Source organism: Streptomyces sp. NPDC008150 (assembly GCF_042956945.1).
Lineage (GTDB): Bacteria > Actinomycetota > Actinomycetes > Streptomycetales > Streptomycetaceae > Streptomyces.
On sequence record NZ_JBIBHJ010000005.1, the window covers coordinates 430,890 to 453,413 of the forward strand.

Below are 22,524 nucleotides of genomic sequence, written 5' to 3' on the forward strand. Positions count from 1 at the left end.
GCCGCCCGGCGCACGGTACTTCAGCCGATGCTGAACGCCCCGTCCGGCGGTTCGGGCGACGGCACGGCGTCCTCGTCGCGCACCGGCACCGCCCCCTTCGTGAACTTCCGCAGCGCCGGGCCGTGTTCGACACGCGCGGGAAAGGCGTCGGAGGCGGTGAGCCGGGCGAGCGCTCCCGTGTCGACGGGGTGGTGCGAGGCGATCAGGAGCGCGTTGCCGAAGCGCCGGCCGCGCAGGACGCCCGGTTCCGCGATCAGCGCGAGTTCCTCGAAGACGGCCGCGAACGTGGCGAGCTGGGACCGCAGGAAGGCGAACGGCGCCGCGTCCGCGAGGTTCGCCAGATAGACACCGCCGGGCCGCAGCACCCGCTCCGCCTCCCGCGCGAACGTCAGTGACGTGATGTGCGCCGGTACCCGCGAGCCGCCGAAGACGTCCGCGACCAGCACGTCCGCCGAGTCGTCCGGCGCGGCCTCCAGATGGGCGCGCGCGTCCGCCGCGTGCAGGGCGGTCCCGGAACCGGGCGGGAGCGGCAGGCACTCGGCGACCAGGCCGAGGAGCCCGCGATCGGCCTCGACGACGTCCTGCCGGGAGCCGGGCCGGGTCGCCGCGACGTACCGGGGCAACGTGAGCGCGCCGCCGCCCAGGTGCAGCACGTCCAGGGCGACGCCGGGCGGTGCGACGACGTCGAGGACGTGCCCGGCGCGGCGGACGTACTCGAACTCCAGGTGCGTGGGGGCGTCCAGGTCGACGTAGGACTGCGGCGCCCCGTCGACGGTGAGCAGCCAGGCCCGCTCGCGGTCGACGTCGGGCATCAGCTTCGCGGTGCCGTGGTCGACGTCGCGGATGACGGGGATCGGGTCGTTCACCCGTCCATTGTGCGGGTGCGGCCGGCGAGGGCGGCACGGGAGGGACCCGCCCCCCGGAGGAGGACGGGTCCCCGTCACCGCGTCGCGCGGATCAGCCCACCGACGTCACCGTGCCGGCGCCCACGGTCCGGCCGCCCTCGCGGATCGCGAAGCCGAGGCCGGGCTCCAGCGGCACGGCGTGCCCCAGCTCGACCGTCATCGTGACGGTGTCGCCGGGCCGGGCCGTGCCCGTGGCGCCCAGGTCGACGTCGCCGACCACGTCGCCGGTGCGGATGTAGAACTGCGGCCGGTAGCCGGTGGACACCGGTGTGGTGCGGCCGCCCTCCGCCGCCGACAGGACGTAGACCCGCGCGGTGAACCGGTCGGCGGGCACGACGCTGCCCGGCGCCGCGACGACGTGCCCGCGGCGGACCGCGTCGCGGGCCACCCCGCGCAGCAGCAGCGCCACGTTGTCGCCGGCCTGGGCCTCGGCCATCGGCCTGCCGAAGGTCTCCACCCCGGTGACCACGCTCTCCACCCCGGCGCCGAGCACCTCGACCCGGTCGCCGACGCGGACGGTGCCGCGCTCGACCGCGCCGGTGACGACCGTGCCGCGGCCGGTGATGGTGAGCACGTTCTCCACCGGCAGCAGGAACGGCGCGTCCAGGTACCGCTCGGGCATGGGCACGTACGTGTCCACGGCGTCGAGCAGCGCCTCGACGGACGCCGTCCACCGCGGCTCGCCCCGCAGCGCCCCGAGCCCGGAGACCCGGACCACGGGCGCGGCGTCGCCGCCGTAGCCGTGCCGGCTGAGCAGTTCGCGGACCTCCAGCTCCACGAGGTCGGTGAGCTCGTCGTCGCCCGCGTCGGCCTTGTTGAGGGCGACGACGATGTGGTCGACGCCCACCTGCCGGGCGAGCAGGACGTGCTCGGCGGTCTGCGGCATGATCCCGTCGAGCGCCGACACGACGAGGATCGCCCCGTCGAGCTGCGCCGCCCCGGTGACCATGTTCTTCACGTAGTCGGCGTGCCCCGGCATGTCGACGTGGGCGTAGTGCCGGGTGTCCGTCTCGTACTCCACGTGCGCGATGTTGATGGTGATGCCGCGCGCGGCCTCCTCCGGGGCCCGGTCGATGCGGTCGAACGGGACGTACCGGGTGGTGCCGCCGGTGCCACGCCCGGCGAGGACCTTGGTGATGGCGGCGGTCAGGGTCGTCTTGCCGTGGTCGACGTGACCCATCGTGCCGATGTTGAGATGCGGCTTGGTGCGGACGTATGCCGTCTTGGGCATGGCGGTACCTCGAAGCGTGCCAGGTGGTGCGGTGATGGTCCCGGCGCGGTCGTGCGGCCGGGACGGGGACCCCTCGCGGTGACCGACCCTCCCCCTGCGGGGTCCGCCGGACGATCCGGGAAGGGTCAGCTTCGGGCGCCGTCGAGGGCGGCCGGGACAGTGGGCGCGGCAGCCTTCGGCGCGTCCGCGACGGCGGACGCTGCGAGGAGGAAGGCATACCGGAACATGTGCGAATACTCGCTCAACCGCCGCCTCCGGTCGAATGGTTTTCCGGGGGCCGCCCACCGTCCGGCCGTGCCGGGTGCGACAGTTGGGGCGCACGGTCCGTGACCTGGGACGCGGGCACCGGCGGCGGTCGCGCGCACCGCGCGCAACAGGGCCTGGATTTCCGCCCGCTGTCACGCGCGTGGGACGAACCGTACGGCGATCACACACATTTGTCGGTTAGGGTCGCCGGATGCTCGATGCCACCACCCGCTCTGGGGGCACCGCCACGGCCACTCCCCCGGCCACCGCAACGGAGCTCGATCCCGCCACCGTGTCGTCGTCGCGCGGCGTCGTCGACCGCTGCACGAGAGCACTGCTCTCGCCCTGGTCGCGCTTCGGTCTGCTCGTCCTGCTGCTCGCGCTGGCTGCCGCCGCGGTCCTGCTGTTCGAGCCGCAGCGCCTCCTCGTGCACGGCTGGCCACCACGCCTCGACGGCGCGGCCGCCACGGTCGTCTTCGCGGTGCTGTACGGGCTGTGCACGGTCGCGTTCGTGCCCCGCCCGCTCCTCAACCTCGCCGCGGGCGCGGTGCTCGGGACACCCCTGGGGCTGGGCTCGGCGCTCGTCGGCACGGTGCTCGGCGCCGGGATCGCCTTCGGGCTCGGGCGCTTCCTCGGCCAGAGCGCGCTGCGCCCCCTGGTGCGCGGCAGGCTGCTGAAGGCCGCGGACGGCCAGCTCAGCAGGCACGGCTTCCGCTCGATGCTCGCGGCCCGACTGTTCCCCGGGGTGCCGTTCTGGGCGGCCAACTACTGCGCCTCCGTGTCCCGGATGGGCTGGTGGCCGTTCCTCGCGGCGACGGCGCTCGGCTCGGTGCCGAACACCGCCGCCTACGTGGTGGCGGGCGCCCGCGCGTCGGCGCCCACGTCCCCGGCGTTCCTGATCGCGATGGCCTGCATCGCCCTGCCGGCCCTGGTGGGCACCGCGGTCGCGTGGCGGCGGAGGCACCAACTGCGTCTGCGCTGACGGGCTTCGGGGCGACGGCGCACGCCTCCCCGCCGCCGGGTGGCCGTCAGACGCCTTCCAGGATCATGGCGTTGGCCAGTCCCCCGGCCTCGCACATGGTCTGTAGGCCGTACTGGGCGCCCCGGGCCCGCATCGCGTGGACGAGAGTCGTGGTCAGCCGGGTGCCGCTGGCGCCCAGCGGGTGGCCGAGGGCGATCGCGCCGCCGTGGACGTTGACCTTGTCCAGGTCGGCGCCGGTCTCCTGCTGCCAGGCCAGCACGACGGACGCGAACGCCTCGTTGACCTCGAACAGGTCGATGTCGCCGAGCGCGAGCCCGGCCCGGCGCAGCACCTTCTCGGTGGCCGGGATCACGCCGGTGAGCATCAGCAGCGGGTCGGACCCGGTGACGGCGAAACTGTGCAGCCGGGCCAGCGGGCGCAGGCCGAGCCGCGCGGCGATCTCGCTGGTGGTGATCAGCACGGCGGAGGCGCCGTCGTTGACGGGACTGGAGTTGCCGGCGGTGACGTTCCACTCGATCTGCGGGAAGCGTTCCGCGTAACCGGCGTCGTGGAAGGCCGGCTTGAGGCCGGCGAGGATCTCGGGCGTGCTGCCGGGCCGTACGCACTCGTCCCGGGTGACGCCGTCCAGCGGCGCGGTCTCGGCGTCGAGCAGGCCGGTGTCGCGGGCCTCGGCGGCCCTGCGGTGGGACTCCAGGGCGTACGCGTCCATGGCGGCGCGCGACAACGACCACTTGGCGGCGATGAGTTCGGCGCCGATGCCCTGCGGGACGAGACCCTCCGGGTACCTCTCGGCGATGCCCGGCCCGAAGGGGTCGGCGCCCGGAGTCACGCCGGAGCCCATCGGCACCCGGCTCATGGACTCGACGCCGCAGGCCACGGCGAGGTCGTAGGCGCCGGAGAGGACGCCCTGCGCGGCGAAGTGGACGGCCTGCTGGGAGGAACCGCACTGCCGGTCGACCGTCGTCGCGGGCACGGACTCCGGGAAGCCGGCCGACAGCGCGGCCCACCGGGAGATGTTCGCCGCCTGTTCGCCGACCTGCGTGACGGTGCCGCCGATCACGTCGTCGATCAGCGCGGGGTCGACACCGGCCCGGTCGACGAGGGTGCGCAGGGTGTGGGCGAGGAGCTGGACGGGGTGGACGTGGGCGAGGGAGCCGGTCGGCCTGCCCTTGCCGATCGGGGTGCGTACGGCTTCGACGACGACTGCGTCACGCATGTCCGGGCCTCCTTGGCCACGAGGGTCACTACCGGTGAGTAGGAAATCCAAACTCACCATAGCGCGGTAGGTTGGAAAAACAAACCCACCGAAGTCCGGGCCCCGGAGTGGAGAACATGGCCGTGCCGACGCCGCAGAACCCGCCGAACGCGAAGACCGCCCAGGACCCGAGGGGCGAGCAGGGCCCGGGAGGCACGCGGAGCCCGAAGAGCCCCCGCCCGTGCTCGATCGCCGACACCCTGGCGCTCGTCGGCGAGAAGTACTCCCTGCTCGTCCTGCGGGAGGTGTGCCTGGGCAACGGGCGCTTCGACCAGCTCGTGCGCAACATCGGCGCCCCGCGCGACGTCCTCACCACCCGGCTGCGCCGCCTCGTGGACGCGGGCATCCTCGCCCGGCACCCGTACAGCGAGCGCCCGCCGCGCTTCGAGTACCGGCCGACGGCGGCGGGCCTCGAACTGGAGCCGGCCCTGCTGACGCTCATGGCGTGGGGCGACCGGCACCTGCGGACGGACGACGACCGCCCGATGCTGATCGAGCACGACACGTGCGGCGAGGTGCTCGCGCCGGCGGTGACGTGCCGGGCCTGCGGCGAGGAGGTGCGGCACGCGGAACTGTCGGCGCATCCGCAGACACCGGGGTGGACGGTCGCCGGCCCGGCGGAGCGGTAGGCGGGCGGGCCGCGCGCCGCGCGGAGCCGTGGGCGGGCGACCCGGCGGTGGTCAACTCCGGCCGTTCGCGGGCCGGTCGGGGAAACCCCCGTGCGGTTGCTGTCCCGCCGGGACGCTACGCTGCCCCCAACAGCTTTGCCTTCCCTTGAACTTCCTCTCACCCTCCCCTTGCCCGGCACCATCGTGATCGCCCTCCGGAACGACCCGGCGCGGTCCATGTCCCCCGACCGCGAACGGCACTTGGACTCAGTACGTCATGTCTTGGTTTGAATCCCTCGTCCTCGGACTCGTCCAGGGGCTGACCGAGTTCCTCCCCGTCTCGTCCAGCGCGCACCTGCGTCTGACGGCGGCCTTCGCCGGGTGGGAGGACCCCGGAGCGGCCTTCACGGCGATCACGCAGATCGGCACGGAGGCGGCGGTGCTGATCTACTTCCGCAAGGACATCGGGCGCATCGTCTCCGCGTGGAGCCGCTCACTGGCCGACCGCCGGATGCGCCAGGACCACGACGCGAAGATGGGCTGGCTGGTCATCGTCGGCTCGATCCCGATCGGTGTGCTCGGTGTGACGCTGAAGGACCAGATCGAGGGGCCGTTCCGCGACCTGCGGGTCACGGCGACGATGCTGATCGCGATGGGTGTCGTCCTCGGCATCGCCGACCGGCTCGCGGCCCGCGACGAGTCGGGCGGCCGGCACCGCGCGGCCAAGCAGCGCAAGGGCCTTGAGGACCTGGGCGTCAAGGACGGCCTGATCTACGGCGTCTGCCAGGCGATGGCCCTGATCCCCGGCGTCTCGCGCTCGGGCGCCACGATCAGCGGCGGCCTCCTGATGGGCTACCGGCGCGAGGCGGCGGCACGGTACTCGTTCCTGCTGGCGGTACCGGCGGTCCTGGCGTCGGGCGTCTTCGAACTCAAGGACGCGGTGGGCACGGGCCACGTGGCCTGGGGCCCGACCCTGTTCGCGACGGTGATCGCGTTCGTGTCGGGCTACGTGGTGATCTCGTGGTTCATGAAGTTCATCTCGTCGAAGAGCTTCATGCCGTTCGTCTGGTACCGGATCGCCCTCGGCATCGTCATCATCTGCCTGGTCACGGCGGGCGTCCTGAGCCCCCACGCGGCCGAGTCGGCGGGCTGAGGACGGGGCCGAGGCCCCTGTGCCCGACTGGGTGCTCCCCCACCGCCGGGGCGATCGGGGTGCGCTTGCGCGACGGCCGCGAACAGGCCGGCCCCACCCGGACACAGCCCGGTGAGCGCATCGGCCGCGCCGGGACCACAGGACGATCCGCCGGTGCAAGTGCGCCACAGCGATCCCGCCCCTGGACGACCTGCTCCTGCTCACCGGCACGAGGGGCATCCCGCCGTCCGGCCTCGTGCGGTAGGGCGGCCGGCCTCCCTGGGGCCAAGGCCGCCCCCGTCCCGCGCCCGGCCGCGTCGGCACGACCGGGCGCGGGGGTCTCAGGACCGGCGCCGCGGCAACGGCTGCGCCGCCGACGGGTACGACTTCCGCGGCGACCGCGGGCACAGGTCGGCGTGGACCGTGACGGACCCGCCCGCCCCGGACCCGGTCTCGACGTACCGTGTCACGGCCCGCTCCCCGGGCATGATCGGGTGGTCGCACCGGTCGCACCTCACGCCTGCCTCCTCGCCCACTCGTGCGCGCGGCCGCGCTTGATCAGCCGCTGGAGGGCGCGGCCCTCGTCGCAGTCCGCGACGGTGAGATGGCAGAGGTCGCACTTCGCCACGTGCGCGAGGAGCGCCTCGAACGCCCAATGCCCGGTGCACGGGAGGCAGCCGCGGGGGAACTGCCGGACACCACCGACCACCCGCTCGGACAGGTCGACCGCGGCGCCCGCGGTGAGCGGACGCCGGCACCACACGCAGTCCGCACCGCGGGCCTGTCGCTCGCTGAGATCGGCCGGGAGGTCCGGTAATGCGTCTGCGGTTGTGCTCGTCATGCCAACCTCCCGTGCGCGATGTTCCCTCTCACACGCGAGACCGTATGCAGCCCCCAACCAACTCACCCGAGCTGACAGTTCGGGTGGCCTAGGGGCTCGTTCAGACCAGGCCGACGCGCTCCGCGAGCGCCTCTGCCTGACGGGCGTGCATCGCGCGCGCCCGGCGGAAAACGGTGAGCACGAGCTGCCGGGCCAATGGGGTGCGCGCGAGGTCCTCCGGCGCGATCGTCTCCAAGCCGATCAGTGCCAGGAGCACGGCGGCGTCGTCACGGCGCTGGCTGTGGCAGGAGGCCACCTCAAGGCCGAACGTGAACTCTCGCTCCAGGCTGGGGAGGGGCGATGTGTCGATGGCATCCGCCGTGTGCAGTGCCTCCCCAGTCTCGCCCGCCTCCATGTCGATGCTGAGCGCGTGCAGCGCCACGTTCGTCGGCCCGAATACCGTCCGTCCCACATTCGCCCCGTCGGGGACCTGGCGGGCGGCTGGCGCCGCATGCCGCGTCAACCGGTCCCTCGCCTCCCACCACCGGCGGCGACGAGCAGAACCGACCACAGCGACGAGCTGGAGGGCACCGCCCATCGCAGCCCGCTCCACCTCGGGGATCTGCGCGGCGGCCACGTCCTCGGCCGCCCGCAACGCCAGTTCCTCCGCTTCGGCCGGCTGTCCCGCAGCGAGGAGGACGTGCCCAAGATTCCACTGCGCGGCAGCGATCCGCAGCGGATCGTCGGCGTCCTCCGCCGCCCGCATCGCCCGGTCCGCGGCCAGAGTCGCGAGGTCTACACGGCCGGTGCGCCGGAGGTAGGAGCGGAGCAGGCAGTACAGATCGGCGGCAGCGCGAAGGACCGCGCGCCGCTCGGCCACGTCCGTACCAGCCCTGGCTGCTCGGGCTGCGTGCTCTGTGTCCGCGACGAGGGCCGGAAGCGTGTCGGCTGCCTCCGTGAACCGGGTGCCGCTCGTCTGCCAGGACTGCCACGCCGCCTCGACCCGGTCCCTCAGCGCGGCTGCCGCGACAGGCGTGGCGCTGCGGGCGGGCCCGTACCCGAGGAGCGCGCGGCCTACGGCGGCCTCCGCGGTGTTCGTGGTGTCGGCCTCGGTCGGCGCCTGCTCGGACAGCAGCGAGGCTGCGGGCACGCCGAGTTCCTGCGCGAGGGAGTAGAGGATCGGCAGCGACGGGACCTTGAGCCCGCGTTCGATCTGGGACAGGTAGTCGGGACTGATGCCGACCAAGCCGGCCACGGCGTCCTGCCGTCGTCCGCCCCGGTAGTGGCGGATCCGGTCCCCGATGGGGAGGTCTGCTGCAACCATGCGCCCGCTCCTCGATTCGTGGTCCGAGCGTAGGGTGCGGCAGGCTGGGGGACCCGCAGTTCTCGGAGAGGGGAGACGCCGGTGACGGAGCTGGTGCTGTGGGACATCGACCACACGCTGATGGCCACCAGGGGGCTCGGCGGGGAGCTGTGGGCTGAGGCATTCGAGCAGGTGACGGGTGTGCCGCTGCGGGACCAGGCGTCGGTGACGGGGTCGACGGAGCGGGTGATCCTGCGGGAGACCGCGCGTCTGCACGATGTGCCGTACGACGAAGGGCTGTTCACCCGATTCGCGGACGCTCTCGGTGCCGTCCATGTGCGGCACGCGGCCGAACTCCGCGAGCGCGGGCACGCGCTGCCCGGAGCCGCCGCGGTGCTCGCCGCGCTCGACGAGCGGGGCGTGCGGCAGTCCGTCGTCACCGGCAACGTGCGCGGCGCCGCCGAGGTGAAGCTCGCCGTGTTCGGCCTCGACACCCATCTCCGGCTCAGCGACGGAGCGTACGGCGAGGACGGCGAGACCAGGCCCGACCTGATCCGGACCGCCCTGCAACGCGCCGGCGTGAGTGAGGACCAGGCGGTGTTCGTCGGGGACACTCCGGCCGACGTGGCGGGCGGCCGAGAAGTCGGTGTCCGCATGGTCGCCGTCGCGACAGGCCGAACGGCGGCCGACGACCTCGACGATTCCGGTGCCGATGAGGTGCTCGACGATCTCTCGGACATGGAGCAGGTGCTGGACGCTCTCCGGGTTGTCCGCCCCGCCTGACACGGACTACCCGCATCGGGCATCCTGGCCGTACGGCGGACACCCCACGCGGCGGTGCGGCGGATCCGGTCTGACCGACAAGGAAGAGCACACGGTCGAGATCGACCAGGACGGCAACCAGGTACCGGTAGTCCGTCACGCCAAGAGCGACTGCTCGGGCTGAAGGGGAACGAGATGCGACCGATCTACGTCTGCGTCGGATGCGCGTCCGCGTACCTGCCCCACACCAACGAGGACGCCGGACCCGTCTCGCCCGCCCACTGCGGCAAGCCCGCCTGCGCCGAAGCCCTTCGCCAGGCCGTCGCCATGTCCGGGCTGGCCGAGGAGAGGATCGGCGAGTTGACGCGGCGCGCGAACGGCCTCGAAGGCGACCCGCTCCGGCCCCGCCTCGACCGCCGGCGAGCCCGCGGCCGCCGCTCCGCAGCCGCACCCGGAGGCGGACGCGACAAGCTCCGCTGATCGCACCCGGGTACGACGCGAGGGCGCCCGCGCCCCCGCGCCGCGAGAGGCCGGGGCGAGGGGCTTACGGCGCTTCGCGGGGCCGTGATCCGCTGCTCGCATGGCGACTCTGTACCTCTTCGGCTCCGCCGCTCCCCCGGTCCACGACATCGCGCGGCCCGTCGCGGACGCGCGGGAACGTGGCTGGGACGTGTGTCTCGGCCTCACGCCGACGGCGCACGGCTGGCTGGCCGCCCGGACCGCCGAGCTGGAGCGGCTGACCGGGCACCCCGTGCGGTCCGCGTACAAGCGGCCGGGCACGGAGGACGTGTGGCCGCCCGCGGACGTCGTCGCGTTCGCGCCGGCCACCTTCAACAGCGTGAACAGCTGGGCGCTCGGGCTCACCGGGACATTCGTGATCGGAGTCGTCGCGGAGGCCGTCGGCAAGGACATTCCGCTGGTGACGATGCCGTGCGTCAATGCCGCGTTCGTGCGGCACCGGCAGTTCGAGCGGTCGGTGGCCGAGCTGCGGGCCATGGGCGTCGAAGTGCTGTACGGCGAGGGCGGGTTCGTGCCGCACGAGCCGGGGCTGAGCAGGCCCGGCGCGTACCCGTGGGACCTGTTGCTCGACGCGGTCGACCGCTTCCGGACGTGACAAGGGCCCGCCGCCCCACGAGCCGGGCCCGGCGCCGAGCGCCCGGCCCTACCGCACCGCCCCGTTGAAGTGGGCGATCAGGCCCGACAGTTCGAGCAGGCTCTCCACGCGGAACGTCGGCAGGCGCGTCGCCTCCTCCGTGGTCCACTGGATCCTGGCCCACGGACCGCGGTGCACCAGCGCCGTGCGCATGCCCGCCTCGCGGGCCGGGCGGACGTCGTTGTCGACGCGGTCGCCGACGTACAGCATCTCGGCCGGCTCGAACGGGGCTGCCTCGACCACGCGTTGGAAGAACGCCGGGTCCGGCTTGGTCGCGCCCCAGTCGTCCGAGGTACCGATCAGGTCGACCTCGCCCGTGAACAACTCCCGCAGAATCCGGCCCGAACGCACCGTCTGGTTGCCGGAGATGCCCAACCACATGCCGTCCGCGCGGAGTTGGCGCAGGGTGGGCCGGACGTCCTCGTAGAGGTCCTCCTCGCCGTACGTCTCCGGCCGCCCGGCCGCCTCGCGTGCCTCGCGTTCCGTCTCCAGGTCGAAGCCGGGGCGGAACTCGCGGAACGTGTCGACGTGGTCGCGCCCCTGCGCGACCATCGCGCCGAACACCGCGTGGAAGGTGTGCCGGGAGACGCCGAGCCAGTCGGCCCAGGCCCCGTACTCCCGGGTCTCGTCGACCAGGCATTCACCGACGTCGAAGATCACGGCGCGAATCATGCCGGGGAGCGTACCCGGCGCGGCGGAAAGAACGCCGGGAGGCGCGAGGAGGGGGAAGAGGGGGCGCGTAGGGGGCCGCGGTGAGCCGCGCGAGGGCCGCGGGGCCGGGGCAACGGGGGCGGCGCCGGTGCGTGGGCCGTTCCATCGCTTCCTCAGAGCGTGCGCAGCCCCCGGTCCGCGAAGGCGATCAGCCACTCGAAGCTCTCGTCGACGTCGGCGCTCCACTGGAACGCGTTGCCCGCCTGGAGCGTGGCGAAGCCGTGGCAGAGGCTGCGGAGGAGGCGCAGGGCGTGGTCCACGTCCGGTCCGGGGATCTCGTAGCCGCGCAGGACCGCCGTGAACGCGGCGAGCAGCCGTTGCCCCGCCGAGGCGAGCGGGTCGTCGGGGCCGGAGGGTTCCACGCCGATCGTCGCGGCGTACCGGCCGGGGTGCTCCACGACGAAGGCCCGGAAGGCGCGGGCCGCCGCCGCGAGGGCGTCGCGGCCCGCGTAGCCCTGGACCGCGGCGCCGACGGCGTCGGCCGCCTCGTTCAGAGCGAGCACCGCGATGCGCCGGTTGAGATCCTCCTGCCCGACGACGTGCTTGTAGAGAGAGGGAGTTCGGACGCCCAACCGCTCGGCGAGCCGTCCCATCGTCAGGCCGGCGAGGCCCACCTCGTCGGCCAGGGCGGCGCCGGCCGCGACGACGGACACCGGATCGAGGCCGGCCCTAGGCACGGGCGGCGTCCTCTCGGAGGAAGGCGAGCACGAGCGACACCACCTGGTCGGGGGACTGGACGTGCGGGTAGTGACCCGCGCCCTCGATCATCTCAAGGCGGCCGAGGCCGGACGGCAGCGCCTCGACGACCGCCGAGCCCTCGGCCTGCGGGTCGGCCCAGTCGGGGTCGAGGGTGCCCATGACGACGAGGACCGGGCAGCGGACGTTGCCGAGCCGGGCGCCGGCGTCGGCCGGGGCGCTGCGGCCCATGCCCTGGAGCGCCTTCATCCGGCCGGGTTCGCGCAGCATGGCGTCGATGCGGTCGAGCCGCTCGGTCCAGCCGGCCGGCTTGACGCCCGGGGTGGCCACCTCCAGGTACGAGCGCCACATCGGCACGCTGCCCAGCACCCCCGCACCGGCCAGCCGCAGCATCCCCCGCCGGAAGCGCCTCACCCGCAGGTCGCCGAGACGGACGGACTGCTTGCGGGTGAACGGGGCCAGTTCGACGGCCGCGGTGACCAGGGCGGGCTCCTGCGCGGCGGCGACGGTGACCGCGCCTCCCGAGAGGGAGTGGCCGACGAGCACGGCGGGACCGCCGAGGTGGCGCACCAGGGCGAGCAGGTCGCCGGCGACGGCGGTACGGCTCCAACTCGGCCACACGGCACTGGACTCGCCGCAGCCGCGCAGGTCGACCGCGGCGACCCGGTAGCCGGCGGCCACCAGTTCGGGGACCACGGCCCGGTACGAGGCGCGGCTGTCGCCCATGCCGTGGGCGAGGACGACGAGCGGGCCGGAACCGGCCACTTCGTAGGCGATCGTGCCGCCGTCGACTGCGAGGTACTCGGTCATGACGTCTCTCCCTCGGATCCCCGGAACCCGGCCGATCGCCGGGATCCTTTCGCGGCTAACGCCGTTAGCCAAAAGCTAATTCAATTAACCAAGACTGTCAACGACCGAGCCCCACCGGCCCCCAACCAGCGCGTCAGGCAACGCGATTGCCCTCCCCGGCACCGCCCGCACCGCCCGACCGTGCGGTATGCGTAGCCGACCGGTAGCGCACCGTCAGCTCTTGCCCCTAGGCTGGGTCGCATGTCCCCCGATTCGGCAACCCCTGGTTCCGAGCGGACTGCCGCCGAGGTGAACGAGCGGATCCGCGCCCTGTGGCTGCGTGCGGGCGGGTCCCTGTCGGCCCAGGAGCGCGTCGAGTACGAGGCGTTGGTGGTCGAATGGGCCGCCGCGATCCGCGGCCGCGTCACCGAGGCCGCCTGACACGAAAGGGCGGGCGGCAGCCTCCGTAGGATCCGCCGCATGGAACATCTCGCCTCCGTGCCGCCCCGGCGTGGCACCGTCATCTTCCTCAACGGCACGTCGAGTTCGGGAAAGTCGAGCATCGCCCGCGCACTGCTGCGCTCTCTCGACGAGCCCTGTTTCCACATGGCGGTCGACTCGTTCCACGCGATGCGCGCGAACACACCGGCGGCGCCGGACGAACTCGCGGTCGTCCTCCACCGCACCTGGCGGGGCTTCCACCGGGCCGTCGCGGGGATGGCCGCCGCCGGCAACAACGTCGTCGTGGACCATGTACTGAGCGCGGAATGGCGGCTGTTGGACTGCCTCGCGCTGCTGGACCCCCGGGACGTGGTGTTCGTCGGCGTCCACTGCCCGCTCGCGGAACTGGAGCGCAGGGAGAGGGCCCGGGGCGACAGGCCCGCCGGTCTCGCCGCGACGCAGTGGGAACAGGTGCACGCGCACGGCGTCTACGACATCGAGTGCGACACGTCCCTCGCGGACGCCGAGACCTGCGCGCTCAGGATCAGGGAGTTCCTGCCCGTACGCCCCTCACCGACGGCGTTCGAGCGTCTGCGCGCCCGGAGTTGAGGTCCCCCGCGGTCCGCCACCGCGGGAGAGGCCGTCACGCGTAGTACGCGGCGTACCGGGCGGCCTGTGCCGCGACGGAGAAGCCTCGGAAGTCCCCAGCCGCCTCGCAGCGGTCCAGGCGCCGCAGCGCCGCCTCGGCCTCCGGCGAGTCCAGGCTCGACAGATGCGCCCTGGTCCGGGCCAGGCCCGGCCCGCACAGGAGCTGGACGTCGATGGAGCAGTCCGCGTCCATGCCGGAGGTCTTGGCGTGCCAGACACGCAGTACGTCCTCGGGGTTCCCGGCGTTGAACAGCTGCACGCAGCACAGCCGCATCAGTTCGGTGTCGCCGTCGCCCTGCGCGCGCCGCTCCAGCCCGGCCTGCGCCAGGAGCAGGCGCCGGATCTCGTCCAGGTCCGCGGTCGCGGGGTGCAGACCGTACCGCCGGAGACTCCGCTCCTCGTCCACCCGTCCCGCCTCCTCCGTGTGGATCACAGGCTCTCACGCCTCCGGAGGGTGCCGGACCTCCCTTCCGGGTAACTTCGTTCGACCGCCGGGGTGTCCCTGCGTTCGCCGGTCGCCGCCCCGCACACTGGGCTCCGGACGGGGAAGGCGAGGCGGATGATGACGAGGGAGTTCGGCCGCCGGTGGGCCTGCGGGTGGCGGCGGTCCGTGGTCGCCGTACTGGCGGGCGCGTTGCCGGTGTTCACGTTTCCGGCACCGGGGGCGTGGTGGTTCGCCTACGTCGCCCTGGTGCCGTGGATCCTGCTCGTGCGGGCCGCTCCCACCGGGCGGCGGGCCGCGTACGACGGATGGTGCGGCGGCCTCGGTTACATGCTGGCCCTGCACCACTGGCTGCTGCCGAGCCTGCACGTCTTCACCGTGCTCATCGCCGCCCTGCTCGGCGCGTTGTGGGCCCCCTGGGGCCTGCTGGTGCGCGGGCTGCTCGGCGGGGCGCCGTCCGGACGGCGGGCGGCCACGGCCCTGCTGGTGCTGCCGTCGGGCTGGCTCGGCATCGAACTCGTACGGTCCTGGCAGGGGTTGGGCGGTCCGTGGGGGGTGCTGGGTGCCAGCCAGTGGCAGGTGGCGCCGGCCCTGCGGCTCGCCTCCGTCGGCGGGGTGTGGCTGATCGGTTTCCTCGTGGTCGTCGTGAACGTGGGTCTCGCCGTGCTCGTGTCGGTGCGCGCCTGCCGGATGCCGGCGCTGGCGGGTCTGGTGGCGACCGCGGCGCTGACGTCCGCCGTCTGGGTGTGGGCGCCGCGCCCGGCGCCCGAGGGGCGGACGGTGCGGGTCGCCGTGGTGCAGCCGGGTGTCGTCGTGGGCGTGGACCGGCGGTTCGAGCGGGAGGTGCGGCTGACGCGCCGGCTCGTCGGCCGCGACGTGGACCTGGTGGTCTGGGGCGAGAGCAGCGTCGGCCGCGACCTCGCCGCCCGGCCGGACCTGGCGGCGAGGATCGCCGCGCTCTCGCGCGACGTCGGCGCCGACATCCTCGTCAACGTCGACGCCCGGCGGTCCGACCGGCCCGGGATCTACAAGAGTTCGGTGCTGGTGGGCCCCGACGGCCCGACCGGCGACCGCTACGACAAGATCCGGCTGGTCCCCTTCGGCGAGTACGTGCCGGCCCGTTCGCTGCTGGGGTGGGCGACGTCCGTCGGCAAGGCGGCCGGCGAGGACCGCCGCCGCGGCAGCGCGCAGGTCGTGATGGACGTCGGACACGGGCTGCGCGTCGGCCCGATGATCTGCTTCGAGTCGGCGTTCCCTGACATGAGCCGTCATCTCGCCGCCGACGGCGCCCAGTTGCTGCTCGCGCAGTCCTCGACCTCGTCGTTCCAGCACAGTTGGGCGCCCGCGCAGCACGCCTCGCTCGCCGCACTGCGCGCCGCCGAGACCGGGCGGCCGATGGTGCACGCGACGCTCACCGGCGTCTCGGCCGTGTACGACGCGGACGGGCGCCGCGTGGGCGGTCCGCTGGGCACCGGCGCGTCGGCCTCCCGGGTCTACGACGTGCCGCTCGCCACGGGCACCACCCTGTACGTGCGGTACGGGGACTGGGCGGTGCACGGCTCCCTGCTGGTCCTGGCGGTGTTCTGCGCCGCGGAGGCGGTGCGCGCGGTCAGGCGGCGGCGGTCGGACGGGGACCCGCCTGTTCCTGGACCGCCCGTACCACCCGCTCGCACAACTCGTGAGTCGCCAGCGCGTCCCGGGCGCTGAGCGGGGTTCCCGCGCGCACCGCGTCGAGGAAGGCCAGCGCGGCCTGCTCGATGCCCCGCTGCCGCGACACCGGCACCCAGTCGCCGCGCCGGCGCAGCGTCGGCTGGCCCCGGTGGTCGACGACGTCGGCGAGGTTGAGGACCTGCCGCTTGGTGTCCTGACCGGAGATCTCCAGGATCTCCTCGGCCGACCCGCTGAGCCGGTTCATCACTCCGAGCGCGGTGAAGCCGCCCCCGGCGAGCTGGAGCACGACGTGGTGCAGCAGCCCGTCCTCGGTGCGGGCGCGCACCGTCACGTCGTCGACCGAGCCGGGGACGAGGAACCGCAGGGTGTCCACGACGTGGATGAAGTCGTCGAGGATCATCGTGCGGGGGTCCTCGGGCAGCCCGACGCGGTTCTTCTGGAGCAGGATCAGTTCGCGCGGGTGCTCGACGCACTGCGCGTACACCGGGGCGAAGCGCCGGTTGAAGCCGACCGCGAGCGGGACGCCTCGGCGCTCGGCGAGGTCCACCAGCCGTTCGGAGTCGGCGAGTTCGTACGCGAGGGGCTTGTCCACGTACGTGGGCACGCCCGCCTCGACGAGCCGGGTCACGATCTCCGGGTGCACGGCGGTGGGCGCGTGCACGAAGGCCGCGTCCAGGTCCTGGGCGAGCAGGGCGTCCAGGTCCGCGTGGCGCCGGTCCGGCGGAAGGTGCAGGGCGTCGGCGACCGCGGTGAGGGTGGCGGGCGTCCGCGTCTGGAGGTGCAGTTCCACGTCCGGCCGGACCGCGAGCACGGGCAGGTACGCCTTCTGCGCGATGTCACCGAGTCCGATGCAGCCGACCTTCACGAAACGCTCCCTCTGCTGTGCCGCGTGCCCGTACCTGTCCCCGCGGGCCGTACGGCCCGTGCTCCCCGTACGGCTGTGCCGGAAGCATACGGGCCGCCCACCGGCGGAAATCGCCTTGCGGTGGCGCGGGGACCCGGCGACGATGCCCGGATGACGAACGAGCGGCACGAACCGGCCCTGAACGCGGACGAGCGGGGCATGCTGGAGGGCTGGCTCGACTACCACCGGGCAACCCTGGTCATGAAGTGCGAGGGGCTGACCGACGAGCAGCTGCGGACCGCCGCCGTGCCGCCGTCGGAGCTGTCGCTGATGGGTCTGGTGCGTCATCTCGCGGAGTGCGAACGGGGCTGGTTCCGCGAGAAGTTGACGGGCGAGGACGTCGGCTCCCTCTACTGCACCGACACCGACCGCGACGGCGACTTCCATCCCGCGGCGTCCGACACCTGGCAGGACACGCGCGCGGCCTGGCAGGCCGAGGTGACCGCCGCGCGCGGCGCCGCGTCCGCGTTCGCCCTCGACGACCTCTCGCGGAAGGGCGACGGGGCCACCGGCGAACCGTTCAGTCTGCGCTGGATCTACACCCACATGATCGAGGAGTACGCCCGTCACAACGGTCACGCCGACCTGCTCCGCGAGTGCCTGGACGGTGTCACCGGCGACTGACCGGCGCACCCCGGCGGGGCGGCTCCCTCCGGTGTTCCCGCGTCACCCGGGGCGCCGCCGCGGCCTCCGTACGGGGCCGGAGATCACCCGTGCGGGGCATCCTCCGCCCGTCCGGCGCCGTTCCCCGGGCCCGACCCGACAGAGTGGCGCGGGTGCACCGAACGACGACCACCGCGACGCTCCTGGTCACCGTCGCCGTCTCGGCCCTGGCGGGTTGTGTGACGGTCCAGCGGCCGGCCGCCTCCCCACCGGTTCCCGCCCGCCCCTCGGTGCCGCGTCCGGAGGGCAGCGGCACGCCGCGGATCGTGCAGGCACCGGCGAGCGAGGCCCTCGGGCTCGTCGGCGCCCCGCGCACTCCCGCCCGCTCGAAGACCCCGGCGCCCGCCTCGTCGCCGGCCGGGGCCCCGGCGGCGGCCGGGCCCGCGGCGCCCCGGCACGTCCCACCGCCGGCCGCCCCGACCTCCCGGCAGCCGCGCACCCGGCCCGAGGGCCACCGCCCCCGGCATCGTCAGGAGGACCCCCTGCGGGTGCCGGAGCCGACCCGTTCGGTCACCGGGAACGCGGACGTGTGCGCCCTCGGCCGGGCCTACGGGGGCTGGCCCGCCGACAGCCCGCAGGCCACCATCTGCCGGGACGCGTACGGGCGTTGAGGCGGGCCGCGGCCTGTCCCGGCGAAGGCGCCGGGGGCGTCCCGTGCCCCGGCTCAGCGGCGTCCGCCCGGCGGGCCCCAGGTGTCGCCGTCGCCCGGTCCCCCGTGGCCCAGGCGCAGTTCCATGTGGTGGATCGCCGCCCTCACGCCGTCGCTGTAGCTGTCGTCGCCGAGGGCGTCGGTCGTGGCGCGGGCCCGGCTGAGATGGGTGCGGGCGGCGTCCGGCCTGCCGAGCTTCACGTAGTCGGCGGCGAGGTTGAGGTGCAGCGAGGGCGAGAAGGAGCGGAGGGAGACCGCGTCGTCCCGGCCGGCGGTGCGGCCGTCCGTCAGCTCCTGGGCCGCCGACAACGCCCGCAGGTCCCAGGCCAGTTCGTCACTGGGGTCGTCGTGGGTGTCGGCGAGGTAGTGGGCCAGGGTGCAGCGGTGCAGCGGGTCGCCGTCCTCCGCGATCTCCGCCCACAGGGCCAGCATGCGGCTCTGCGCCTCCTCGCGGTCCCCCGCGTGGTGCAGCACCACGACCTGCCCGATCCGTGTCAGCACGGCGTCGGGCGCCGCCTGCTCCTGTTGCTCCGCCATGGGTGCCCTCCAGCCGGTCCCGCCGTCCCCGACGACGCTAACCGCACCCGTCGGCAATCCCGGTCAGGCCGACCCGCGGGGCGCGCCGGTCCGGTCCGCGCGGGCCGGACCGGGCGCCGCTCGCGCCGTCAGCCCAGGTCGGGGACGGTCCAGTCGACGGGGGTGTGCCCCTGCTTCGCGATCGCCTCGTTGATCTGCGTGAACGGGCGGGAGCCGAAGAACTTCTTGGCCGACAGGGGCGAGGGGTGGGCGCCCTTGACCACGATGTGACGGCTCTCGTCGATCAGCGGGAGCTTCTTCTGCGCGTAGTTGCCCCACAGGACGAAGACGGCCGGTTCGGGCCGGGCGTCGACCGCGCGGATCACCGCGTCGGTGAACCGCTCCCAGCCGCGCCCCTTGTGCGAGTTGGCCTCGCCGCCGCGCACGGTGAGCACCGCGTTGAGCAGCAGGACGCCCTGCTCGGCCCACGGCATCAGGTAGCCGTTGTCCGGGATCGGGGTGCCCAGTTCCTGGTGCATCTCCTTGTAGATGTTCCGCAGGGACGGCGGGATCCGCACGCCGGGGCGGACGGAGAAGCACAGCCCGTGTCCCTGGCCCTCGCCGTGGTACGGGTCCTGGCCGAGGACGAGGACCTTCACCCTGTCGTACGGGGTGGCGTCGAGCGCGGCGAAGACCTCTTCGCGGGGCGGGTGGACGGGGCCCTTCGCCCGCTCGTCCTCGACGAACTCGGTCAGCTCCTTGAAGTAGGGCTGCTGGAGTTCGTCGCCCAGCACGTCGCGCCAGGATTCGGGCAGCATGGCGATGTCGGTCACTTCGGTCCTCCGGTGTGCGTCGCTTCGGCACAGAACCTACAGGCGACCACCGACAGCCGGATCCGGACCGCCACAACGCCCGGCGGGCACCGCCTCGTTGGCCCGAGGCGGTGCCCGTACGGTCAGCCGACCCCGGCGTTGAGGAAGATGCCGCCGTCGATGACGACCGTCTGGCCGGTGATCCAGCCCGACTGATCCGAGGTGAGGAACGCGGCGGCGCCGCCCACGTCGGAGGGGACCCCGAGCCTCGCCAACGGGTAGGCCGCGGCGGCCTCCTCCTCGCGGCCCTCGTAGAGCGCCTTCGCGAACTGCGTCTTGATGACGGCCGGCGCGACCGCGTTGACGCGCACCAACGGGGCGAACTCGTGCGCCAGTTGCTGGGTCAGGTTGATCATCGCGGCCTTGCTGACACCGTACGCGCCGATGAACGGCGACGCCGAGATCCCGGCCACGGAGGCCACGTTGACGATCGCGCCGCCGTTCTCCCGCTGCCAGGCCCTGAAGGTCTGCTGGGCGAAGCCGAGCGCGGAGATCACGTTGGTCTCGAAGACCTTGCGCGCGACGTTCAGGTCGAGGTCGGCGATCGGGCCGAACACCGGGTTCGTCCCTGCGTTGTTGACGAGGTAGTCGACGCGGCCGAACGCCTCCATGGTGCGCTCGACGGCGACCGCCTGGTGGGCCTCGTCGTGGGCCTTGCCCGCGACGCCGATGACCCGGTCGGCGCCGAGCCGCTCGACGGCCTCCTTGAGGGCGTCCTCGTTGCGGCCGGTGATGCAGACGCGGTCGCCGCGCGCGAGCAGCGCCTCGGCGACGCCGTAGCCGATGCCGCGGCTGGCTCCGGTGACGAGGGCGACCCTGCCGGACGGCTCGGGGAGGTCGGTGGTGTCGGTCATGTCGTGTTCTCCCGGCCTCAGTTGAGCGGTCCGCCGGCCACGTACAGCACCTGGCCGGAGACGAAGCCCGCGTCCTCACCGGTGAAGAACGCGATGGCGTTGGCGATGTCGTCGGGGCGGCCGACGCGCTGGACGGGGATCTGCGTGGCGGCGGCGGCCTGGAAGTCCTCGAAGCCCATGCCGACGCGGTCGGCGGTCGACTTGGTCATCTCGGTGACGATGAAGCCGGGGGCGACGGCGTTCGCGGTGACGCCGAACTTGCCGAGTTCCTTGGCGAGGGTCTTGGTGAAGCCCTGCATGCCGGCCTTGGCGGCGGCGTAGTTGACCTGGCCGCGGTTGCCGAGGGCCGACGACGAGGAGAGGTTGACGATCCGGCCGAAGCCCGCGTCCACCATGTGCTTCTGGCAGGCCCGGGACATCAGGAAGGCGCCGCGCAGGTGGACGTTCATGACGGTGTCCCAGTCGGAGACGCTCATCTTGAACAGCAGGTTGTCGCGGAGCACGCCCGCGTTGTTCACGAGGATCGTGGGCGCGCCCAGTTCCTCGGTGATGCGCGCGACGGCCGCCTCGACCTGCGCCTCGTCCGAGACGTCGCAGCCGACCGCGAGGGCCCGGCCGCCCGCGGAGGTGATCTGCTCGACGGTGTCCTTGCAGGCGGACTCGTCGATATCGATCACGGCGACCGCGCGGCCCTCGGCGGCCAGTCGTACGGCGGTCGCGGCACCGATGCCGCGCGCGGCACCGGTGACGACGGCGACCCGCTGCTCAGGGGTGGACATGGCTGGTTCTCCTCGCCCTCGGAAAAAGCCTGGAAGTGCCTGGTACGCCTCAGGGAAGTGGCGCGGCCCCCACCGTACGCCCACGGGTGAGCGACCGCTTAGTACCTTCGGCAGACGAGACGCTAGAAGTCCTGGCACCCGGTGTCAACGGGACACCGGGCCGGTGTGATCCATTACCTGACCAGGAGGTCGAGCAGACGGTCCGTCTCGGCCGCCGGATCGGCGGTCAGCCCCGTGTGCACCGGGCCCGGCTGGACGACGGTCGAACGGGGGGCGACCAGCCAGCGAAAGCGGCGTCCGGCGTCGTCGACCGCCGCACGGCCCGCCGCGTCGCCGCCCGCGCAGACGCCCTCGACCGCCCCGAGCGCCGCCCGCACGCCCGCCAGGTCGACGTCCGGGTCCAGGGCGAGCAGACGCGCCTCGTCGAGGTGGGTACGCACGCCGACGTAGGTGCGGGCACGGCAGTACACGAGGACGCCGGCGTTGACGCACTCGCCCCGTTCGATGCGCGGGACCACCCGCAGCAGGGCGTACTCGAAGACGTGGCGCTCGCTCATCGGTCGCTCCCCGCGGTCATGATCCGTTCGTGGACGGCGGCGGCGCGCGCCAGCAGCGGCTCGGCGTAGGCGCGGCGCAGCGCGTCGGGGTCGTCGAAGCCGGGCTCGCCGGCCAGCCACACGTCCGGGATCCGCGCGGTGATGTCCGCGAGGAGCTCCTCCGTGACCAGGGGCGCGAGGTCGGCGGCGGCGCTGTCGACGTCCGGCCCGAAGGGGGCGAGCACGTGGTCGGAGGCGTCGTAGGGGCGGGCCGCGGAGGCGGCGGCGCGCGGCCAGTTGTGCTGCCAGATCATCGTGGCGCCGTGGTCGATGAGCCACACCTCGCCCTGCCACATCAGCAGGTTGGGGTTGCGCCAGGAGCGGTCGACGTTGTTGACGAGGGCGTCGAACCAGACGATCCGGCCCGCCTCCGAGGGGCTCACCGCGAAGGCCAGCGGGTCGAAGCCGAGGGCGCCGGACAGGAAGCCCATGCCGAGGTTGGTGCCGCCGCTCGACTTGAGCAACTCCTGTACCTCCGGGTCGGGTTCACCGAGCCCGAGGACCGGGTCGAGTTCCACGGTCACCAGGCGCGGGACGCGGAATCCCAGACGGCGGGCCAGCTCCCCGACGACGACCTCGGCGACCAGCGTCTTGCGGCCCTGGCCCGCGCCGGTGAACTTCACGACGTACGTCCCGAGGTCGTCGGCCTCGACGAGTCCCGGCAGTGAACCGCCCTCGCGCAGGGGCGCGATGTACCGGGTCGCGATGACTTCTGTCAGCATTTTCCCAGGCTACCCGCAGGGATGATCTGGCGATCCAAGGGCCGGTGGGGCGGCCCTTTCCCGTACGGGTGACCCGGGAACCGTCGGCCGCGCCCGCCCGTTCTTGATCTCGATCCGTGGAAGCGGGCGGCGACGCCTGAACAGGACCGGGCCGTGCCCCGTAATCCTCTGTGG

Annotated in this window: 27 protein-coding genes; 11 read left to right on the top strand and 16 right to left on the bottom strand. The window is 73.4% G+C overall.

Annotation, left to right across the window (positions count from 1 at the left end):
- Positions 1–20: 20 nt before the first annotated feature.
- Together ACFZA0_RS16110 and tuf are read right to left on the bottom strand one after the other, a co-directional pair.
- Positions 21–866 (bottom strand): fused MFS/spermidine synthase, encoded by an 846-nt coding sequence (locus ACFZA0_RS16110; protein ID WP_391016379.1) that lies wholly within the window; start codon positions 864–866, stop codon positions 21–23.
- A 91-nt stretch (positions 867–957) separates the two neighbouring features.
- Positions 958–2,136 (bottom strand): elongation factor Tu, encoded by a 1,179-nt coding sequence (gene tuf, locus ACFZA0_RS16115; RefSeq protein ID WP_391016382.1) that lies wholly within the window; start codon positions 2,134–2,136, stop codon positions 958–960.
- A 457-nt stretch (positions 2,137–2,593) separates the two neighbouring features.
- Between tuf and ACFZA0_RS16120 the strand changes: the two genes are divergently transcribed.
- Positions 2,594–3,364 carry a VTT domain-containing protein gene (locus tag ACFZA0_RS16120; RefSeq protein ID WP_391016384.1) on the top strand — a complete coding sequence of 257 codons (771 nt, stop codon included), beginning with the start codon at positions 2,594–2,596 and terminating at the stop codon, positions 3,362–3,364.
- A gap of 46 nt (positions 3,365–3,410) precedes the next feature.
- Here the strand turns inward: ACFZA0_RS16120 and ACFZA0_RS16125 are convergent, their stop codons facing one another.
- Complete coding sequence (locus ACFZA0_RS16125; RefSeq protein WP_391016387.1) at positions 3,411–4,580, bottom strand: acetyl-CoA C-acyltransferase; 1,170 nt, start codon at positions 4,578–4,580, stop codon at positions 3,411–3,413.
- Positions 4,581–4,696: 116 nt separating this feature from the next.
- Here ACFZA0_RS16125 and ACFZA0_RS16130 point away from each other — a divergent pair, with 116 nt between their 5' ends.
- Both ACFZA0_RS16130 and ACFZA0_RS16135 read left to right on the top strand, forming a co-directional pair.
- The gene (locus tag ACFZA0_RS16130) at positions 4,697–5,248 is read left to right on the top strand and encodes a winged helix-turn-helix transcriptional regulator (protein ID WP_391016389.1); all 552 of its coding nucleotides are present in this window, start codon (positions 4,697–4,699) and stop codon (positions 5,246–5,248) included.
- A 256-nt stretch (positions 5,249–5,504) separates the two neighbouring features.
- Positions 5,505–6,380, top strand: a complete 876-nt coding sequence (locus ACFZA0_RS16135) for an undecaprenyl-diphosphate phosphatase (RefSeq protein ID WP_391016392.1) — start codon at positions 5,505–5,507, stop codon at positions 6,378–6,380.
- A gap of 493 nt (positions 6,381–6,873) precedes the next feature.
- Here the strand turns inward: ACFZA0_RS16135 and ACFZA0_RS16140 are convergent, their stop codons facing one another.
- Positions 6,874–7,200 carry a hypothetical protein gene (locus tag ACFZA0_RS16140; RefSeq protein WP_391016395.1) on the bottom strand — a complete coding sequence of 109 codons (327 nt, stop codon included), beginning with the start codon at positions 7,198–7,200 and terminating at the stop codon, positions 6,874–6,876.
- A gap of 100 nt (positions 7,201–7,300) precedes the next feature.
- Positions 7,301–8,503: a helix-turn-helix domain-containing protein gene (locus tag ACFZA0_RS16145; RefSeq protein WP_391016397.1), complete on the bottom strand. Its 1,203-nt coding sequence runs from the start codon at positions 8,501–8,503 to the stop codon at positions 7,301–7,303.
- A gap of 81 nt (positions 8,504–8,584) precedes the next feature.
- On the opposite strand from ACFZA0_RS16145, the gene ACFZA0_RS16150 reads away from it, so the two are divergent.
- From ACFZA0_RS16150 to ACFZA0_RS16160, 3 genes are all read left to right on the top strand, one after another.
- Positions 8,585–9,265, top strand: coding sequence for an HAD hydrolase-like protein (locus ACFZA0_RS16150; RefSeq protein ID WP_391016400.1), 681 nt, complete (start codon positions 8,585–8,587; stop codon positions 9,263–9,265).
- 174 nt (positions 9,266–9,439) lie between these two features.
- Positions 9,440–9,724, top strand: a complete 285-nt coding sequence (locus tag ACFZA0_RS16155) for a hypothetical protein (RefSeq protein ID WP_391016403.1) — start codon at positions 9,440–9,442, stop codon at positions 9,722–9,724.
- A 100-nt stretch (positions 9,725–9,824) separates the two neighbouring features.
- A complete protein-coding gene (locus ACFZA0_RS16160; protein WP_391016405.1) occupies positions 9,825–10,358 on the top strand; it encodes a flavoprotein in 534 nt (177 codons plus the stop codon).
- A gap of 48 nt (positions 10,359–10,406) precedes the next feature.
- Here the strand turns inward: ACFZA0_RS16160 and ACFZA0_RS16165 are convergent, their stop codons facing one another.
- The 3 genes from ACFZA0_RS16165 to ACFZA0_RS16175 form a co-directional block, all read right to left on the bottom strand.
- Positions 10,407–11,069, bottom strand: coding sequence for an HAD-IA family hydrolase (locus ACFZA0_RS16165; RefSeq protein ID WP_391016408.1), 663 nt, complete (start codon positions 11,067–11,069; stop codon positions 10,407–10,409).
- A gap of 152 nt (positions 11,070–11,221) precedes the next feature.
- Positions 11,222–11,785 carry a WHG domain-containing protein gene (locus ACFZA0_RS16170; RefSeq protein WP_391016411.1) on the bottom strand — a complete coding sequence of 188 codons (564 nt, stop codon included), beginning with the start codon at positions 11,783–11,785 and terminating at the stop codon, positions 11,222–11,224.
- A complete protein-coding gene (locus tag ACFZA0_RS16175) occupies positions 11,778–12,614 on the bottom strand; it encodes an alpha/beta fold hydrolase (protein ID WP_391016414.1) in 837 nt (278 codons plus the stop codon). The genes ACFZA0_RS16170 and ACFZA0_RS16175 overlap by 8 nt, the downstream gene beginning before the upstream one ends.
- Before the next feature lie 240 nt (positions 12,615–12,854).
- On the opposite strand from ACFZA0_RS16175, the gene ACFZA0_RS16180 reads away from it, so the two are divergent.
- Together ACFZA0_RS16180 and ACFZA0_RS16185 are read left to right on the top strand one after the other, a co-directional pair.
- Entirely contained in the window at positions 12,855–13,034 is a 180-nt protein-coding gene (locus ACFZA0_RS16180) for a hypothetical protein (RefSeq protein WP_391016417.1), read from the top strand.
- Between the two features lie 39 nt (positions 13,035–13,073).
- Positions 13,074–13,643 (top strand): AAA family ATPase, encoded by a 570-nt coding sequence (locus tag ACFZA0_RS16185; RefSeq protein ID WP_391016419.1) that lies wholly within the window; start codon positions 13,074–13,076, stop codon positions 13,641–13,643.
- Positions 13,644–13,677: 34 nt separating this feature from the next.
- Here the strand turns inward: ACFZA0_RS16185 and ACFZA0_RS16190 are convergent, their stop codons facing one another.
- Complete coding sequence (locus ACFZA0_RS16190) at positions 13,678–14,115, bottom strand: hypothetical protein (RefSeq protein ID WP_391016422.1); 438 nt, start codon at positions 14,113–14,115, stop codon at positions 13,678–13,680.
- 126 nt (positions 14,116–14,241) lie between these two features.
- Here ACFZA0_RS16190 and lnt point away from each other — a divergent pair, with 126 nt between their 5' ends.
- Entirely contained in the window at positions 14,242–15,831 is a 1,590-nt protein-coding gene (lnt, locus tag ACFZA0_RS16195) for an apolipoprotein N-acyltransferase (RefSeq protein ID WP_391016425.1), read from the top strand.
- On the opposite strand, the gene ACFZA0_RS16200 is transcribed toward lnt, so the two are convergent.
- Positions 15,734–16,660: a Gfo/Idh/MocA family oxidoreductase gene (locus ACFZA0_RS16200; RefSeq protein WP_391016427.1), complete on the bottom strand. Its 927-nt coding sequence runs from the start codon at positions 16,658–16,660 to the stop codon at positions 15,734–15,736. The genes lnt and ACFZA0_RS16200 overlap by 98 nt on opposite strands.
- A gap of 150 nt (positions 16,661–16,810) precedes the next feature.
- Here ACFZA0_RS16200 and ACFZA0_RS16205 point away from each other — a divergent pair, with 150 nt between their 5' ends.
- Both ACFZA0_RS16205 and ACFZA0_RS16210 read left to right on the top strand, forming a co-directional pair.
- Positions 16,811–17,323, top strand: a complete 513-nt coding sequence (locus tag ACFZA0_RS16205; protein WP_391016430.1) for a DUF664 domain-containing protein — start codon at positions 16,811–16,813, stop codon at positions 17,321–17,323.
- A gap of 152 nt (positions 17,324–17,475) precedes the next feature.
- Positions 17,476–17,973, top strand: a complete 498-nt coding sequence (locus ACFZA0_RS16210; protein ID WP_391016433.1) for a hypothetical protein — start codon at positions 17,476–17,478, stop codon at positions 17,971–17,973.
- A gap of 53 nt (positions 17,974–18,026) precedes the next feature.
- On the opposite strand, the gene ACFZA0_RS16215 is transcribed toward ACFZA0_RS16210, so the two are convergent.
- The 6 genes from ACFZA0_RS16215 to ACFZA0_RS16240 form a co-directional block, all read right to left on the bottom strand.
- Positions 18,027–18,548 (bottom strand): hypothetical protein, encoded by a 522-nt coding sequence (locus ACFZA0_RS16215; protein ID WP_391016436.1) that lies wholly within the window; start codon positions 18,546–18,548, stop codon positions 18,027–18,029.
- A 128-nt stretch (positions 18,549–18,676) separates the two neighbouring features.
- The gene (gene ung / locus ACFZA0_RS16220; protein ID WP_391016438.1) at positions 18,677–19,360 is read right to left on the bottom strand and encodes a uracil-DNA glycosylase; all 684 of its coding nucleotides are present in this window, start codon (positions 19,358–19,360) and stop codon (positions 18,677–18,679) included.
- 122 nt (positions 19,361–19,482) lie between these two features.
- The gene (locus ACFZA0_RS16225; protein WP_391016441.1) at positions 19,483–20,253 is read right to left on the bottom strand and encodes a glucose 1-dehydrogenase; all 771 of its coding nucleotides are present in this window, start codon (positions 20,251–20,253) and stop codon (positions 19,483–19,485) included.
- A gap of 17 nt (positions 20,254–20,270) precedes the next feature.
- On the bottom strand, positions 20,271–21,032 hold the full coding sequence (fabG, locus tag ACFZA0_RS16230) for a 3-oxoacyl-ACP reductase FabG (protein ID WP_391016444.1): 762 nt from the start codon (positions 21,030–21,032) through the stop codon (positions 20,271–20,273).
- A gap of 173 nt (positions 21,033–21,205) precedes the next feature.
- Positions 21,206–21,589: a DUF3037 domain-containing protein gene (locus ACFZA0_RS16235; RefSeq protein WP_391016447.1), complete on the bottom strand. Its 384-nt coding sequence runs from the start codon at positions 21,587–21,589 to the stop codon at positions 21,206–21,208.
- Positions 21,586–22,350 (bottom strand): HipA family kinase, encoded by a 765-nt coding sequence (locus ACFZA0_RS16240; RefSeq protein WP_391016450.1) that lies wholly within the window; start codon positions 22,348–22,350, stop codon positions 21,586–21,588. The genes ACFZA0_RS16235 and ACFZA0_RS16240 overlap by 4 nt, the downstream gene beginning before the upstream one ends.
- Positions 22,351–22,524 lie beyond the last annotated feature (174 nt).

Bases quoted from the DNA above. Each gene is read 5' to 3' on its own strand.
- tuf (WP_391016382.1), bottom strand. From the start codon at position 2,136: ATGCCCAAGACGGCATACGTCCGCACCAAGCCGCATCTCAACATCGGC.
- ACFZA0_RS16225 (WP_391016441.1), bottom strand. From the start codon at position 20,253: ATGACCGACACCACCGACCTCCCCGAGCCGTCCGGCAGGGTCGCCCTC.
- ACFZA0_RS16175 (WP_391016414.1), bottom strand. From the start codon at position 12,614: ATGACCGAGTACCTCGCAGTCGACGGCGGCACGATCGCCTACGAAGTG.
- ACFZA0_RS16235 (WP_391016447.1), bottom strand. From the start codon at position 21,589: ATGAGCGAGCGCCACGTCTTCGAGTACGCCCTGCTGCGGGTGGTCCCG.
- ACFZA0_RS16140 (WP_391016395.1), bottom strand. From the start codon at position 7,200: ATGACGAGCACAACCGCAGACGCATTACCGGACCTCCCGGCCGATCTC.
- ACFZA0_RS16180 (WP_391016417.1), top strand. From the start codon at position 12,855: ATGTCCCCCGATTCGGCAACCCCTGGTTCCGAGCGGACTGCCGCCGAG.
- ACFZA0_RS16215 (WP_391016436.1), bottom strand. From the start codon at position 18,548: ATGGCGGAGCAACAGGAGCAGGCGGCGCCCGACGCCGTGCTGACACGG.
- ACFZA0_RS16120 (WP_391016384.1), top strand. From the start codon at position 2,594: ATGCTCGATGCCACCACCCGCTCTGGGGGCACCGCCACGGCCACTCCC.
- ACFZA0_RS16145 (WP_391016397.1), bottom strand. From the start codon at position 8,503: ATGGTTGCAGCAGACCTCCCCATCGGGGACCGGATCCGCCACTACCGG.
- ACFZA0_RS16165 (WP_391016408.1), bottom strand. From the start codon at position 11,069: ATGATTCGCGCCGTGATCTTCGACGTCGGTGAATGCCTGGTCGACGAG.
- fabG (WP_391016444.1), bottom strand. From the start codon at position 21,032: ATGTCCACCCCTGAGCAGCGGGTCGCCGTCGTCACCGGTGCCGCGCGC.
- ACFZA0_RS16160 (WP_391016405.1), top strand. From the start codon at position 9,825: ATGGCGACTCTGTACCTCTTCGGCTCCGCCGCTCCCCCGGTCCACGAC.
- ACFZA0_RS16130 (WP_391016389.1), top strand. From the start codon at position 4,697: ATGGCCGTGCCGACGCCGCAGAACCCGCCGAACGCGAAGACCGCCCAG.
- lnt (WP_391016425.1), top strand. From the start codon at position 14,242: ATGATGACGAGGGAGTTCGGCCGCCGGTGGGCCTGCGGGTGGCGGCGG.
- ACFZA0_RS16205 (WP_391016430.1), top strand. From the start codon at position 16,811: ATGACGAACGAGCGGCACGAACCGGCCCTGAACGCGGACGAGCGGGGC.
- ACFZA0_RS16240 (WP_391016450.1), bottom strand. From the start codon at position 22,350: ATGCTGACAGAAGTCATCGCGACCCGGTACATCGCGCCCCTGCGCGAG.
- ACFZA0_RS16155 (WP_391016403.1), top strand. From the start codon at position 9,440: ATGCGACCGATCTACGTCTGCGTCGGATGCGCGTCCGCGTACCTGCCC.
- ACFZA0_RS16125 (WP_391016387.1), bottom strand. From the start codon at position 4,580: ATGCGTGACGCAGTCGTCGTCGAAGCCGTACGCACCCCGATCGGCAAG.
- ACFZA0_RS16135 (WP_391016392.1), top strand. From the start codon at position 5,505: ATGTCTTGGTTTGAATCCCTCGTCCTCGGACTCGTCCAGGGGCTGACC.
- ACFZA0_RS16185 (WP_391016419.1), top strand. From the start codon at position 13,074: ATGGAACATCTCGCCTCCGTGCCGCCCCGGCGTGGCACCGTCATCTTC.